This window comes from Meiothermus sp. Pnk-1 (assembly GCF_003226535.1).
Lineage (GTDB): Bacteria > Deinococcota > Deinococci > Deinococcales > Thermaceae > Allomeiothermus.
The window spans coordinates 213,303-228,116 of the sequence record NZ_QKOB01000003.1 but is presented as its reverse complement, the minus strand read 5'-3'; the positions used below and the strand labels follow the sequence as shown (position 1 = coordinate 228,116).

The following is a 14,814-nucleotide window of genomic DNA, read 5'->3' as shown; positions in this document are numbered from 1 at the left end:
GCTCAGTGCCCCTGCGGCCCTCACGTCGCTAAAGGGAGTGGATCGGGCGTTAGGGCCGCTACACTTTCATGAACTCCTCGACGTTGAGGATAAACACCACCGCCCCGCCTACCCTTACCTCTACCGGCTGGGCCAGAAAGGGATCGGGGGCCTCGGCCATGGGGACACCAGGGGTGATGAGCCTTGTTCTGGTGCGGCATTTTTCCCGGATCACCTCCTTGACCGCCTCGACCTGGGAGTCTTCCACCCCGATCAAGAGGGTGGTGCTGCCCTCGCGCAGGAACCCCCCGGTGGAAGCCAGCTTGGTGCTTTGGAAGCCGCGCTCGGTCAGGGCTTTGATCAAACCCGGCGCGTCCGCGTCCTGCACGATGGTGATTAACAGCTTCATGGCCTGGATTATAGCACCCGGCCTCTAGAGAAAACCCAATCCCCTGGCTCGCTCTAGGGCCTCTACTCGGTTGCGGGCGGTGAGCTTCCCGTACAGGCGCTCGAGGTGATCCTTCACCGTGTCCGGGGAAAGCCCCAGCTCTTGGGCCATCTCCTTGGTGGAGAGCCCCTGCGCCAGCAGGCGCAGCACGCTCTTTTCCCTGGGGGTCAGCTCCGGTAGGGGAGGAGGGCGGAGGCGGGGCTCGAGCCCTTTTTGCAGCTGCCCTAGGCGCTGAGCCAGCTCGTCGGGGGGCATCTCCTTCGACCAATAAGCGTCAGCCCCGGCAGTGGCCGCTTGATGGACCAAGGCGGGTTCGTGAAAGGTGGTGACCATGGCGATGAGCCCGGCGTAGCCCCCCTCGCGCAAAGCCCGGCAGGTGGAGATTCCGTCCCGCTTGGGCATCTTGATGTCGAGCAGGATGGCCTCGGGGCGAAGCTTCAAGCCCAGCTTTACCGTTTCCTCCCCGTCGCCGGCCTCCCCCACGACCACAAACCCCTCGCGCTCGAGGGCCGCCCGCAGCCCGAGGCGAAACAGGGGATGGTCGTCGGCGATTAGGAGCCTCATTCCCACTTTCAGTTTAGCCGTAGCCGTAGACAGGCCCCACCCAACTGACCCTTAAGGTGCTCGAGCTTGCCCCCGTGGACCTCCGCGACCCGCCGGGCCACGTACATCCCCAACCCCGCCGAGCCCGCCCGCACCCCGCGCAACCGCTGGCTGCGGAAGGGCTGAGAAAGGCGCTCGAGGCTATCCGGCAGCCCCGGTCCGTCGTCCTCGACCTCCACCCAGCCGTCCCCGGCCCGCAGCGCCACCCGGCTTTTGGCGTGGCGCAGCGCGTTGGTGATTAGGTTGGTAAGGGCCCGCTCGAGCAGGTGACGGTCCACCCGGGCCTGCCCCGCCCCGGCTGTCTCCAGGCTGATCCCGGCCTCTTTTGCCGAGCCGGCGAAACGCAGGCGCAAATCTTCCAGCATGGCCCGCAGGTTGAGCATCTCGGGGTTGGGTTTTTGGGTCTCGAGGCGGCTGGCGGTGAGCAGGTTTTCCACCAGCCAGTAGCTCCGCGAGAGCTCCTTCCACAGGTCGCGGATGACCTCCTTGCGCCGAAGGGGGCCGATGGAGTCGGCATCCTCGAGGTACTCGAGGGCCCGGATGGCGGCCAACAGCGGGGTCTTGAGGTCGTGGGCCAGGGTGGCGAAGACCGCCTCGCGCCCTTCCATCACCTGGCGCAGGTGCTCGAGCAACTCCTCGAATCCCTCCCGCAGCTCGGCGATCTCCTTGGGGGGGCGTTCCTTGGGGCGGGGGAGGGTGAGTTCGGCCAGAACGCGCTCGGTGCTGCGCAGGTAAGCCAGCGAACGGGTCAGTTCGTCCACCGGGCGCATCAAGACCGTAGCCACCAGATACCCCACCCCCGCCGAGCCCAGGGCCAAGAAGGGGGCCCATAGCAGCAGCGGTAGCCAGATCTCGGGGTTCTGCCCTCGGATGCTGAGCAGAAACCCTGCCAACACGACGATGTTTGGGACAAAAGAGAGCGTAGCGATGGAGAGGGCGATGCGGTATTTGAGCGACATGGCCCTGGCGTCGAGCGTCATACGTCGTAAAGAGATGGCGTACGACGCATAGCGTACTCACTCCTTCCCCGCTGAGAGCACCGCCAAGAAGGCCTCCTGCGGCACCTCCACGCTGCCGATGGCCTTGAGCCGCTTCTTGCCCTCCTTCTGCTTCTCCAACAGTTTCTTTTTGCGGCTCACATCGCCGCCATAGCACTTGGCCAGCACGTCTTTGCGCAGGGCTTTCACCGTGGCCCGGGCGATGATCTTCCCACCGATGGCGGCCTGCACGGGCACCGCGAACTGCTGGCGGGGGATGACCTCGGCCAGCTTGTCCACCATGCTGCGGGCGAGGGAGTAGGCCTTATCCCGATGGGCGATGAACGCCAGGGCGTCTACCGGCTCCTCGTTGACCAGAATCTGCACCTTGACCAAGTCGCCTTCTTGGTAACCGGCCTGCTCGTAGTCCATCGAAGCATACCCGCGCGAGAGGCTCTTGAGCCGGTCGTGGAAGTCGTAGAGGATCTCCCCAAAGGGCACTTGGTACACCAGCTCCACCCGCTTGCCGCGCTCGCCGGTGCCCAGATAGTTCATATGGTCCATCCGCCCGCGCTTCTCTTGCAATAGCTGCATGATCGGCCCGACGTACTCCTCGGGGGTGTACACGCTGAGCCTGACGTAGGGTTCCTCCAGCGCCGCGATGGTGGCGGGGTCGGGGAGCATCGAAGGGTTATGCACCTCGAACACCTCTCCGCTGGTGGTGAGGACCCGGTAGATCACGCTGGGGGCGGTGGAGATCAGGTTGAGGTTGAACTCCCGCTCGAGCCTCTCCTGCACGATCTCGGCGTGCAGCAGGCCTAAAAACCCGCAGCGAAAGCCAAAGCCCAGCGCCTCTGAGGTCTCCGGCTCGAAGGAGAGCGCGGCGTCGTTGAGCTTGAGCTTCTCCAGGGCGTCGCGGAGGCGGTTGTAGTCCTGGGTGTCCACCGGGTACATCCCGGCGAAGACCACCGGCTTGGCCGGTTTGAAGCCGGGGTAGGGGCCATCGGTGGGGTGGTCGGCCAGGGTGATGGTGTCGCCCACCTGGGCCTCGCCGATCTCGCGGATGTTGGCGGTGATCCAGCCCACCTCGCCAGGGCCCAGCCGGGTAACGGGCTCGAGCGCGCCGGGCCGGAAGATCCCCACCTTGTCCACCTCGAACTCTTTTCCGGTAGACCAGACGCGGATCTTGTCCCCGTGGGTGACCGTCCCCTCGAAGACCCGCACGTAGGGGATCACCCCCTGGTAAGCGTCGAAGATGGAGTCGAAGATGAGCGCCTTGAGCGGATCGCTGGGTTTGCCCCGTGGGGCTGGAATGCGCCTCACGATGGCCTCGAGGATCTCCTCCACGCCTTGGCCGGTCTTGCCTGAGGCAAACACCACCTCCTCGGCGGGTAGGCCCAGCACCTCTTCGATCTCGAGGGCGACTTCCTCGGGCCGGGCCGAGGGCAAGTCGATCTTGTTCACCACCGGGATGATGGTGTGCTCGTGCTCGAGGGCCAGGTAGAAGTTGGCGATGGTCTGGGCCTCGACCCCCTGGGAGGCGTCCACCACCAGCAGCACCCCCTCCACGGCGGCCAGGGCCCGGCTCACCTCGTAGCCGAAGTCCACGTGGCCGGGGGTGTCGATGAGGTTGAAGGTGTAGGTCTGGCCGTCCTTGGCTTCGTAAAACAGGCGCACCGCGCTGGCTTTGATGGTGATGCCGCGCTCGCGCTCGAGCTCGAGGGAATCCAGAAACTGCTCGCGCATCTCGCGCACGCTGACCGCATGGGTCATCTGGAGGATGCGATCGGCGAGCGTGGACTTGCCGTGGTCTACGTGGGCAATGATGGAGAAATTGCGTATGCGTTCCTGCACCCTTTGATTGTACTAGGGGGCGAGGACGCCCAGGTTGCGAGGAAACACCCGTACGCTAAGGCCGCTCCCTCCCCCGGCTACGCTCAGGTTTTTCCCCTGGAGGCTGCGCTGCATCCGCAGGTTTAGCGTGGCCGCGGTAGGGGTGTCGCTGGGGTCGGCGGGGTTGTCGTTGGGGCTGAAGAGGTCGTTCTGGGGGCTTACGTAATCTACCAGTATGCGGGCGGTGCCCCCTTGGAGGTCGGCGTTGGTCAGTCCCTGGGCCAAGGTGGCGCACGGCGCGGGGCTGCCGGGTGGATTGGCGAAGTCGCCGGGGGTGATGCTTGGGTCCAGGTTGCGACGGTACTCCATCAGTACCCAGACGTTGTCGTTGGCGGGGTCGCTCTCCAGCTGCAGGCTGGTCCCGGCGTTGCTGTTATAAAAACCGCGCAGCAGCGGGTAGTAGGCGAAGAAACGATAGGAGTCTGGATTGGCGCTGTTGGGATCGGGCGGAAGGAGCATCGCCAGAATCGGGTCACTCCCCACCGTCCAGTCGTAACCCCCACGCAGGTTTTGCGTGCTGTAGCCGCTATCGGCCATACGTAGGGTCGCGCCGTTAGGGTAGACGTAGCAGGCCTCCTGTAGCTTCGAAGCTATCACCTGCACGGCGATCTGGCCTTCTTTGAGCAGGTCGGAGCGGGCGCTGGTGAGGGTGGACTGGTTGAGGGTGCCGGTAAATACCTGGAGAAAAGCGGCAAAGATCAGGCCCACCAGGACCATGGCCACCAAGAGCTCGAACAGGGTAAAGCCTTTGCTTCGCATACGGGCCTCAGTTGATGGGCGGGGGGGTGGGGTTGGGCACATCCACGGTGACGCGGGCCAGAACCTTGGTGGCATTGCGGGGGTCTTGGACCACTACCTCCATTCTCTTGAGGGAGACGTAAGCGGCATCAGGGGTAGCGCTGGCACAGCTATAGTTCACGGTGAGGGGAGAGGGATTGCCTCCGGTCGCATCCAGCGCGTAGGCTCGCAAGCTCACCTGGCTGGGTAGCGGCGATGCCGGCTCGTAGCAGGTTTTGTTGTAGTGGTCGGGATCTTGCCAGAACCCCCGCACCTCCTCCACGAGATTTTGGGCTAGCGTGGTGGCGTTGAGGGTGCGGGTGCTCTGGCTGTTCAAGCGAAAGAAGCCGACCAGGGGCACCACCACCGCCAAGATCGCCGCGAAGATGGCGATGGCTACCAATACCTCGACCAAGGTTAAGCCCTGCTGCCTCATCGCACCACCACCTTGCCGGTGACCCCAATGGCGCGTACCACCCTAGAGTACGTAGTCCGGTTTGATTTTACCGTAGCCGCGAAGGCCGCCGCGCTATTGGTGGTGACCTCCCCCAGGGGCGCATCGTAGGTGATTTGGGTGGGGGTGGAGCCCACGGCCTCCAGGGTGATGCCTGGAGGGGTGGTGTAGGTCTGGACCAGCTGATCCGCTGCCCCCTGGCGCAGGGTGAGGGTATAGCCTTTGCCGTCGGGCGCCAGCTCGAGTCGCGATGGCCGCGCGTAGCGCTGGGCTGAGCTGCGGGCCTGGGCCAGGTCCGCCGCGAGGCGGGTGGCTACCTCCCGGACCTGGCCGCGGTTGATGCTCTCCCGCAAGGTGATGAAGCCTAGCGCTCCCAGAAGCCCCAGGATGAATAGGACCACCAAGAGCTCGAGGAGGGAGAAACCCTTGCTGCGCATGTCTACTGATCCTTGGCCGAACGGGTAAAGCCGGGAACGGGTTTGAGCGAGCGGGGAGAGTATTGTCCGTTGAGCCCACCTTCGGCTATGGGTTTGCTCGAGTTCAGGGCTTGGTCCCAGAGTTGGACCTTGGGAGGAACGCCTTTATCGAAGGTTGGGAAAGCCGGGGGGGTCATCCCGCTGTCCTGCGTGCGGACGTCGTAGGTGTAGCGCCGTCCAAAGCCCTGGTCGGGCTTGGCGTCGCCGTTGGTGTCGCGGCCTACCTCGCCGTAGAACTTGCTGATGGTGCCGCCCAAGAGCCGGAAGTCACCCAGCTCCGGGTTGCCATCGGGGCTGTTATAGAAGCGGTTGAAGTTGGCGTAGATGCGCCCGCTCGAGGTCATCAGCACCCCGTGTACTTCGACATTCTTGGGCGCATTGGTCCCGACTACCGGGTGGCCGTAAGGATCGGTTCCGCCGGCGTTGATGCGGATATCTCCGTCTTGGGAGTAGAGACCCAGGATATTGGCCTTGTAGTCCGGGCTATTGGGATCGATCATTTTCTCCCGGTTGCCGCACGCCGCCGGGGTTACGCTGCCATCGGGATTCTTGGTGGGGGCTCCGGCGCAGGGAGGGTCCTCGTACTTGAGGTCCCCGCTGATGGCGATGGTCTTCTGCGCGGCGATGGTGATCTGCTGGAAGCGGGCGATGGCCGGAGGGGCCGAGCGGGGATCGGTGGTGGGGATGAGGTTCCCGTTTTTGTCCCGTAGACCGCTGATGCGGTCGGGTCCGGTGAGCTCGTCAACGGCCAGGTCCCAGCCCGGCTCCTGATTGTCTACGTAGAGCACCCCGTTGAACTTGCCCGCTTGTACCCAGCCCGAGTCGGCGGTGATGGTGCCGCCCGTGCCGCTGCGGAGCGAGTCATCGAAGCTGATCACCAGCCGCACGCTCATGTTGCCGTCCTTGTCGATGCGGTAGGTGACCTTGGCCCCGGCATTTTGGGTGAAGCTGTAGTTGGGGTTCACAAACTTCCCGGCGGCGCACTTGGGCGGAGGGACGCTCACGTTGGGCAGGGCTGGGTAGGGGAGGGCGAAGGTGGTGAAGGGGGTTAGCCAGCCCAACCCCAAAGCCGCCGTCTGCCAAAGGCGCGGGTGCCATCCCAGGCCGCCGCTGCCGCTTACGGTGAGGGTGAAGGTTTGGCTGCGGGTCAGGCCGCCGCCGGTACCGGTGACGGTGACGGTGACGCCGGAGGTGAGGGTCGCGGAACTGCTGGCGGAGAGGCTGAAGGTGGAGGTGCCGCTGGTGTTGACGCTGGCGCTCGCTGGGCTCACCGTGACGCCGTTGGGTAGGCCGCTAAAGCTGAGGTTGACCGAACCGCTAAAGCCATTGCTCGGCGTGACGCTGACGTTGAGAGTCACCGGGCTGCCTCCGCGGATGAGGTCTACCTGGCTCCGGCTGAGGCTGAGGGCGAAATCGGGTGCGGGGATGGTGAGCTTGAAAGTATCCGAGGCGGTGAGCCCGGCGGTGTCCACCCCGTTTACCGTGAGGGTATAGGTACCGGGGGTGGCGCTGTTCGAAACGCTCAGGCTGAACGAGGCCGAGTTCCCGGTGATGTTCGCTGCGGTAGGCGGGGTGATGGAGACCCCGCTGGGCAGGCCGGAGAAGCTCAGGCCGATGGGCAGGTTATGGCCATTGCTACGGCTGATGCTCACCGTGAGGTTGGCGTTGGCCCCGCGAAGGACGGTCAGGTCGGGGGCAGAGAGGGTATAGCTGGGGCCGTTGATGGTAATTCGGAAGGTGAAGGTTTGCCTGGTTCCATCGTTGCTCGTAGCGGTGCCGGTGACGGTGTAGGTGCCGGGGGTGGCCAAGGTGCTCACGATAACGCTTATACCTACGCTACCCGCCGTGGTGTCGTTGACCGATGCAGGGTTTAGCGTCACCCCGGTCGGCACCCCGGAGAAGGTGATGTCGATGGGGTTATCGTAGCCGGGGCAGCGGTTGAGGTTTACCGTGGTGCTGCCGGAGTTGGTGCCGACGGTGGGCTTGTTGATGCTGACGTTGTTTGCCCTGGGGGCGAATTTATCCCGCACGGTGATGGTCAAGTTCTTGGAGTTCCCGTTGCTGGGAGGGGTGCCATTGGAGTCGAAGGCGTTGATCTTCGCTGTTCCGTTGCTGGCCGTAGCGCCGGCGCTCACCGTGACGGCAACGCTGCTGGAGCCTGCAGGGATGGTGGGGTTGGCCGGGCTGATGCTGATGCCGCTGGGCAGGTTGGTGAAGCTCAGGGTTACGGGGAGGTTGTGCCCGTTTTGCCGTGAAATGCTGATATTAACGGTGGCGCTCATCCCTTTGCAGACCGTTACTGAGGCGGTGTTCAAGTTGTAGTAGGGCTGGGGGGCCGCGTTTAAGGTTAGGTCGGCTGTATAGTATCCGGTATCCCCTTGCACGGGCGGGGAGCCCGCGCCGCTTTTGGCCTGGGCCCGGATCTGCACACTGCCCCCGCTGAAGCCCGCGGGCAGGCTGACCGTCAGGGTGCCGTTTCCGCTATAGCTCTGGTTCAGCCCGCCGATGGTGGCTCCCGACGGTATAGTGCTGCCCGCGTCCACGTAGACCGGGCCGCTCCAGTTGGGGTTGCGGCTGATGTTGACCGTCACCGTGGCCGGGCTAGCAGTCGGGGCGTTCACCGAGGAGGGGGAGAGGCTGATGCTCTGGATGGGATCCTCGCAGCGCCCGAAGCCCCGGTAGTCCATGCTGGCCTCGATGAACTGGTAACGGGTGTCGTTTTTGTCGATCTTCCAGCGCTCGTTGGCCGCGTCCCAGTCGGAGGCATCCAGGGGGGTGCCGTTGGCATCCTTGGCCGCCCAGAGCTTCAGGCGGTTGAGGTTGCCGTAGGGGCCGCCGGGGGCTGTCGAGGCGGTCTCCCCGGCGTCGATGTAGATGCCCCCGTTTTGTGCGGCGGTTTTCTGCGCTACGTCCGTGGTGGGCAAGGGGATGTAGTCGGCATTCCAGTTGACGTCTTTGGCTGGCGGGTTGGTCTGGCTGTTGGGGTCGTTGGCGAACTGGGGCTTGGCATAGGCCGGGAAGGCCGAGGCGACGTCCGTCTTGGTGGGGGCGCTGGGGTTTACGTAAACCTTGTTTGGGTCCTTGCTGCTGCATGGATCGGTGGCGCTCGAGCGCACACAGCCTGCGCTGCTCACCCGCCCGCCGAACCAGGGACTTCCGCCGCCGAAAGCCAAGATGTCGTTGGTGTGTACGGGGCCGCCGTAGAGGTGGCTATCGTAGAACCACACCCGCTCACTGCCGGTGCCTATACCGGTGGCGTTGAAGTCGGTGAACTGGGCGAACTGGGCGAAGCTGGGGGGCAGGAGCACCAAGGCCAAGCGGTTGCCGTACTGGCGCTCGAGAACCTGCTGGGCTAGGCGCTGGCCTGTGCTGTTAAGGAGCAACCCGACTGAACGGACGGTTTGGGGCTGGATCTCAAAGCGGAAAACCCAGCTACCCCCTTGCCTGTAGGCAGTAACCTGCACAGGCTCCAAGATGCCTTGGGGGATCTGATATACCGACTTTACCCCGCTTGCGTCGCTGAGCACTTGTTGTTGCGTAGTTGCGCGGAACAGGGTGGTCCAGAAGGTGCTTTTGTCGATGGGCCGGGTGGGGTATTTGGTGTTCCAGGCGGTGTAGGCCGCGTCGGAGATGTTATCGCTGAAGATGCTCCAACGGTCGCCTTCAGGTACGGTACCGTTGGCTTGTACCGTGCACACGGTCACGTTTTGGACGCTGAGGGGTTGGGCGTAAGGGTTGGTGAAGCCAGGGCTTCCGGTGGTGGTGTTGCAGAAGTTGGCCGCGTACTGGTTGAGATTGGCCCCGGCGGGCAATTTCAGGTACTGGACTAAAAACCCGGTCTGGTCTAGCATGGTCTCAGCCCGCTTGCTGGCAAAGGCCAAGCCGGATTCAGCGGCGTACTTGGCCTGCAGGATAGGTCCTTGATCGCCGGTAACGCGGCGCGTGGAAAGAGAGAGATTCGCTACCACCGCGAGAACCACCGTAAGCAAAAGCGCTCCCGCGAGGAGTGCTACCACTAGCGCGATCCCTTTGTTGCTCTTCATACCCAGACGATCCCCCTTGGGTGTTCGCTTGCCCTACCTTCGAGCTTAGCCGGGTCCCCGTTACCGCGATACCCCCGGTTGGGGGGAGCGGGCCGCTGCGGCTGGCGTAGGGTAAAATCATACCGCATGGTAGTCATTCCCCAGACGCTGCGCTACAGCCTGCGCTTCGCCGGGCAGGCCGCCGGGGAACAGCGGCTCACCCTCGAGCCGCTGCGCTCGGGTTCGCGGCTCATCCTCGAGGCCACGGTCGAACTGCCCTCGGCCCGTTTCGGCGAGCCCCATACCCGCCAGCGCTGGGAGAGCGAGCTGGACCCCACCGGCTACCCCCGCCGCTACCGCGAGCGGGTCGAAGGGCGCGAGGCGCGGGTGATGGAGGTCCAGTTTTTACGGGATGAGGGCTTGGTGGTGGTCAGCCAGGGCAAGGAGGACCTGGCGATCCCCTACGTGAGCGAACTGCACGACCCCCTCTCGCTGATCCTGGCGGTGGCGCGTCTCGAGATCGCTCCTGGGGAGGTGCGGCGCTACGGCATGGTGGGGGGGCGGGTCTACGTAGAGCGGCTGGCGGACCAGACCCTCGAGCTTCCTTGGGGCCAGACCTCCGCCCGGGTGTTTCGCCTGCGTCCGGGGCTGAGCCTCCTGTACTACGATGCGGACGGCTACCCGGTGCGGATGACGCAGAAGGTCGGCGACCACGTCTTCGAGGCCCAGCTCCTCCAGGTGCAGCGGGAGCGTCCATCCCAACCGGAAAACCAAGAAGAGCCTCGCCGGCGTCAGCGCAGGCGTAGGCGGCGCTGAGCGGGAGGGCAAGCGGTTATCCCAGACAGGAACAGGAGCATTGAGATGATCTATCGCTCTGACCAGGTACGCGGGCGATTCGCCCGCAGAAAACCTTTTCTCGAGGACGAGGCAGCGCTCGCGCGGGTCCGGCAGATTCTCCGGGAAGTCGAGACCGAGGGGGATGCGGCCTTGGACCGCTGGAGCGAGCGCTTGGATGGTTTCCCTGCCGAGGAGATTCCCAAGCGCTCCTGGCGGGAGGCCTACGAGGACCTGAGCGGTGAGCTGCGGGACGCCCTCGAGACCTCGCGCGAGCGGATCGAGGCGTTTTACGCCCATGAACCCCGCGGTGGCTTCTTGGAGGCTAGCCCTGAGGGTCTATTAGGCCAGCTGGTGCGCCCGCTCGAGCGGGTGGGGGTGTACGTCCCCGGCGGGAGCGCCCCCCTTATCTCCTCGGTGCTGATGGCGGCGGGGGTGGCGCGGGTGGCCGGGGTTGGCGAGGTGGTGGTGGCGAGCCCCCCTAAAGTGCATCCGGCCATCCTGGCGGCGGCCTGGGTGGCGGGGGCCGACCGGCTTTTTGCCATGGGCGGCGCCCAGGCCATCGCGGCTTTGGCCTACGGCACCGAGCGGGTTCCGCGGGTGGACAAGATCGTCGGGCCAGGCAACCGCTACGTGATCCTGGCCAAGCGGGAGGTCTACGGGGCGGTGGGGATCGAGGCCCTGCCCGGTCCCACCGAAACCCTGATCGTAGCCGACGCCTCAGCGGATGCCCGGCTGCTGGCCGCCGACCTCTTGGCCCAGGCCGAACACGGCCCCGACTCCGAAGCCTGGCTGCTCTCACCCGATCCTGACCTACTGGCCCGGGTCGAAGCCGAACTCCACAGCCAGCTCGCCACCCTCCCCCGGGCCGAGATCGCCCGCCAGGCCCTCGAGAGAAGCGGGTTGGTGGAGGTGGGGAGCTTGGAGGAGGCGCTCGAGCTGGCCAACCTCTACGCCCCCGAGCACCTCTGCCTCTCGGTGGAAGACCCCACCCGCTGGCTGGGAAGGGTACAAAACGCCGGAGGGGTATTCCTTGGCGAGCATTCCTGCGAGGCGCTGGGCGACTATATCGCCGGACCCAGCCACGTGATGCCCACCGCGGGCACCGCCCGCTTCGGCGGGGGGCTGGCGGTGCGGGATTTCCTCAAGGTGATCCCGGTGGTGGGGCTCTCCTCCCAGGCCGCGGCCCGGCTGGCCCTGCTGGGGGCCCGGTTGGCGCGGGAAGAGGGGCTCGAGGCCCACGCCCGGGCCCTCGACCGTCGGCGCGGGTAAGGGCTGGCAGCGGGTGCGCAAATGTGGCGCCGGATCAGCCCGTGGGAATGCGGAGTGGGAGCCAGCTTGTGAGCGACGAGCGGCTCAGGTACCGAGTCTACACGGCGGGGCTGCTGGTCGGGGCCGCCTCGCTACCGATAATTTGGGCTTTTCAACGAGGCCAAGATCCCTTCGTGCGCTGGACCTATCCGCTTTTTTTTGTCGCCGCCTTGTTTTGGCTATGGGCTTTGCTCACCCGGCGATTCCCGGTGGCCTATATCGAGCGGCAAACCATTCTGGGAACCGGTTTGATGTTCTTGGGCAAATATGCCTATTACTTCGCTTTTGTTCGCCACCTCTCGGCGGTCTGGAATGAGCTCGAGGCCACGGTCTGGGTCTTCGCTTTCCTGATGATCCTCTTTTACCTGACCTTCGACTCGGGGACCGGGCTGCGCTATAGCGTGCTGCTGGTGGTGCTGGCTGCCCTGGTGGGAGCGGCCCGGCTCGTCCCGGACCTGCTGCAAGGGCTACACCGCGGCGAATTCCTCGGCTGGTTGCGGGATATCACCCGTATAAGCGCGATGGCGGCTTTGCTGTACGTCTTTTCCAACGCCAAAGACCAGCTGGCCCAGGCCCACCAGCGCGCCCGAGAGCTGCATCTGCTGGCCCACACCGACGGCCTGACCGGGTTGCTCAACCGCTTGGGCGCTGTTCAGGCCCTCGAGGACCGCTTGACCATCCCGCAGCCTTTCGCGGTAGTGCTGGTGGACGTGGACCACTTCAAATCTATCAACGACCGCTTCGGGCACCTGATAGGCGATGAAATCTTGATCGAGGTGGGAGCGCGTCTGCGCGATGCGCTGCGCGAAAGGGACGTGGTGGGTCGTTGGGGCGGGGAGGAGTTTTTGCTGATCCTTGAGGCTGCCGATATCCAGCAGGCCCTAGGGCTGGTCGAGCGCTTGCGGACTCGGCTGGCCGCCCAGCCCTTCCTTGAGGTCGGGACGGTGACGGTGAGCCTGGGGGTGGCAGTGCATCAGCCGGGGGAATCCCGGCTGGATTTGCTGCGCCGCGCCGACGAGGCTTTATACGCGGCCAAGCGCCAGGGGCGCAACCGGGCGGTCTTGAGTCCTCCACGAGAAGCTTGACCGAATACGCAGCGCGCTAAACTCGGTTCCAGTCCGGCAGGTTTTTGATGGCTACCGGGATCCCCACCCCGAAGCCAAACCACAGGTAGGCTGTGATGGGTACGACCGCCACGCTCAGCACCGGCAGGGTCAACGCGGCTAGGCTGGCTGCGCGGTAGCGGTTTCGGGTCAAGAAGGCACAGGCCAGGAATAGCCCCAGCGCGATCAGCAGGATCACGGGTTGAACCGCGAACAACACCCCCACCCCGGTGGCGATGCCTTTTCCCCCTTTGCCCAGTAACCAGATCGAGTAGCAGTGCCCCCATACCGCAAGAGCCCCGGCCAGTAGCCCTCCGGTGGCGTCTTTGGCCAGAAACTCTCCGAGCGCCACCGCTAGGATGCCCTTGCACACATCTAGTACGAGCACCATTGCGCCAGGGACTGGCCCCAGCACCCGCCAGGCGTTGGTGGTCCCGACGTTGCCTGAGCCCTCCTCGAGCAGGTTTTTGTGCTGCAAAATCCCAAACCAGTAGGCGAAGGGAAGGCTCCCGAAAAAGTAACCGGCCAGCGCAGCGTATAGTAAACCCATGCTTCTAGCCTAATGCCCCTTGACCCCCCGCCCGAGTGTGCGTATACTTATGCAGCATGTTCGGGCGACGACCCCACTACCAGGAGAAGCGCTATTGGGCGCAAGGGGACGATTGCCGAGGTGGATGAAAAGACGGGCGGGGCAAGTCCCCGCCCAAAGTCTGTACGGGAGGAAAAGGCGTGAAGATCGTACTGGCGTATTCGGGCGGGCTGGATACCAGCATCATCTTGAAGTGGCTTATCGAAAACTACAACGCGGAAGTCATCTGCTTCACCGCCGACATCGGGCAGGGCGAGGAGGTCGAGGAGGCCCGGCTCAAGGCGCTCAGGACCGGGGCCAGCAAAGCCTATGCCCTGGACCTGCGCGAGGAGTTCGTGCGGGACTTCGTCTTTCCCATGTTCCGCTCCGGCGGGCTCTACGAGGGCTATTACCTGCTGGGCACCTCCATCGCCCGGCCCCTCATCGCCAAGCACCTGGTGCGCATCGCCAAGGAGGAGGGCGCTGAAGCCATCGCCCACGGCGCGACCGGCAAGGGCAACGACCAGGTGCGCTTCGAGCTCACCGCCTACGCCCTCGAGCCCTCCATCCGGGTGATCGCCCCCTGGCGGGAGTGGGATTTCGTGGGCCGGCCCCAGATGATTGAGTATGCAGCCACGCACGGTATCCCGGTCCCGGTGACGCTGGAGAAGCCGTATTCCATGGACGCCAACCTGCTGCACATCTCCTACGAGGGGGGAGTGCTCGAGGATCCCTGGGCCGAGCCTCCGGCGGGCATGTTCCGCCTCACCAAAGACCCCTGGGAAGCCCCCAACGAGCCTGAACTGGTCGAAATTCAGTTCGAGGGCGGCGACCCGGTGGCGGTCAACGGCGAGCGCCTGAGCCCGGCCGAGCTGCTCTCCCGGCTCAACGCCATCGGCGGGCGGCACGGCATCGGCCGGGTAGACCTGGTGGAAAACCGCTTCGTGGGCATGAAGTCGCGCGGCGTCTACGAGACCCCCGGCGGTACGCTGCTCTACCACGCTCGGCGGGCGGTGGAGAGCCTCACCCTCGACCGCGAGGTGCTGCACCAGCGCGACCAACTGGCCATCAAGTACGCCGAACTGGTCTACAACGGCTTTTGGTTCGCGCCCGAGCGCGAGGCGCTGCAGGCCTACTTCGACCACGTCTCCCGCACCGTCACCGGCACGGTGCGCTTCAAGCTCTACAAGGGCAACATCATCCTGGCCGGGCGCCGTTCGCCCCTTTCGCTCTACGACAAGAGCCTGGTCTCTTTCGACGAGCAGGGCGGCTATGACCAGGCCGACGCCGGGGGCTTCATCAAGCTCAACGCGCTGCGCTTGCGGGTGCGGGCCAAGGCCCAGCCGAAGGATTAGGAAACCGGGGGCGG

General features: G+C 64.9%; 13 protein-coding genes. 4 read left to right on the top strand and 9 right to left on the bottom strand.

The genetic code is table 11. The annotated features are described in order from the left end of the window. Window positions 1–58: 58 nt before the first annotated feature. Genes DNA98_RS05930 through DNA98_RS05895 form a run of 8 tightly spaced genes read right to left on the bottom strand, consistent with a single transcriptional unit; the run spans window position 59 to window position 9,650 of the window. Window positions 59–388 (bottom strand): cyclic-di-AMP receptor, encoded by a 330-nt coding sequence (locus DNA98_RS05930; protein ID WP_110527608.1) that lies wholly within the window; start codon window positions 386–388, stop codon window positions 59–61. A gap of 24 nt (window positions 389–412) precedes the next feature. After that, complete coding sequence (locus DNA98_RS05925; protein ID WP_110527605.1) at window positions 413–991, bottom strand: response regulator transcription factor; 579 nt, start codon at window positions 989–991, stop codon at window positions 413–415. Between the two features lie 8 nt (window positions 992–999). Continuing rightward, window positions 1,000–1,989 carry a sensor histidine kinase KdpD gene (locus tag DNA98_RS05920; protein ID WP_165363921.1) on the bottom strand — a complete coding sequence of 330 codons (990 nt, stop codon included), beginning with the start codon at window positions 1,987–1,989 and terminating at the stop codon, window positions 1,000–1,002. A 57-nt stretch (window positions 1,990–2,046) separates the two neighbouring features. Then, window positions 2,047–3,861 (bottom strand): translation elongation factor 4, encoded by a 1,815-nt coding sequence (gene lepA, locus DNA98_RS05915; protein WP_110527600.1) that lies wholly within the window; start codon window positions 3,859–3,861, stop codon window positions 2,047–2,049. Window positions 3,862–3,873: 12 nt separating this feature from the next. Further along, the gene (locus DNA98_RS05910) at window positions 3,874–4,659 is read right to left on the bottom strand and encodes a PilW family protein (RefSeq protein WP_158531612.1); all 786 of its coding nucleotides are present in this window, start codon (window positions 4,657–4,659) and stop codon (window positions 3,874–3,876) included. 7 nt (window positions 4,660–4,666) lie between these two features. Further along, the gene (locus DNA98_RS05905; RefSeq protein ID WP_110527594.1) at window positions 4,667–5,113 is read right to left on the bottom strand and encodes a prepilin-type N-terminal cleavage/methylation domain-containing protein; all 447 of its coding nucleotides are present in this window, start codon (window positions 5,111–5,113) and stop codon (window positions 4,667–4,669) included. Next, entirely contained in the window at window positions 5,110–5,568 is a 459-nt protein-coding gene (locus DNA98_RS05900) for a GspH/FimT family pseudopilin (protein ID WP_110527591.1), read from the bottom strand. Before DNA98_RS05900 ends, DNA98_RS05905 begins: the two co-directional genes overlap by 4 nt. Window positions 5,569–5,570: 2 nt before the next feature. After that, window positions 5,571–9,650 carry a DUF4900 domain-containing protein gene (locus DNA98_RS05895; protein WP_110527588.1) on the bottom strand — a complete coding sequence of 1,360 codons (4,080 nt, stop codon included), beginning with the start codon at window positions 9,648–9,650 and terminating at the stop codon, window positions 5,571–5,573. A 126-nt stretch (window positions 9,651–9,776) separates the two neighbouring features. Here DNA98_RS05895 and DNA98_RS05890 point away from each other — a divergent pair, with 126 nt between their 5' ends. The 3 genes from DNA98_RS05890 to DNA98_RS05880 all read left to right on the top strand — a co-directional run bounded on the left by DNA98_RS05890 (window position 9,777) and on the right by DNA98_RS05880 (window position 12,859). Next, complete coding sequence (locus DNA98_RS05890; protein ID WP_110527585.1) at window positions 9,777–10,445, top strand: DUF3108 domain-containing protein; 669 nt, start codon at window positions 9,777–9,779, stop codon at window positions 10,443–10,445. 45 nt (window positions 10,446–10,490) lie between these two features. Continuing rightward, a complete protein-coding gene (gene hisD / locus DNA98_RS05885; RefSeq protein WP_110527582.1) occupies window positions 10,491–11,735 on the top strand; it encodes a histidinol dehydrogenase in 1,245 nt (414 codons plus the stop codon). 68 nt (window positions 11,736–11,803) lie between these two features. Then, window positions 11,804–12,859, top strand: coding sequence for a diguanylate cyclase (locus tag DNA98_RS05880; RefSeq protein WP_158531611.1), 1,056 nt, complete (start codon window positions 11,804–11,806; stop codon window positions 12,857–12,859). A 16-nt stretch (window positions 12,860–12,875) separates the two neighbouring features. Here the strand turns inward: DNA98_RS05880 and DNA98_RS05875 are convergent, their stop codons facing one another. Further along, window positions 12,876–13,427 carry a glycerol-3-phosphate acyltransferase gene (locus DNA98_RS05875; protein WP_110527576.1) on the bottom strand — a complete coding sequence of 184 codons (552 nt, stop codon included), beginning with the start codon at window positions 13,425–13,427 and terminating at the stop codon, window positions 12,876–12,878. 179 nt (window positions 13,428–13,606) lie between these two features. On the opposite strand from DNA98_RS05875, the gene DNA98_RS05870 reads away from it, so the two are divergent. After that, entirely contained in the window at window positions 13,607–14,800 is a 1,194-nt protein-coding gene (locus DNA98_RS05870) for an argininosuccinate synthase (RefSeq protein WP_110527573.1), read from the top strand. Window positions 14,801–14,814 lie beyond the last annotated feature (14 nt).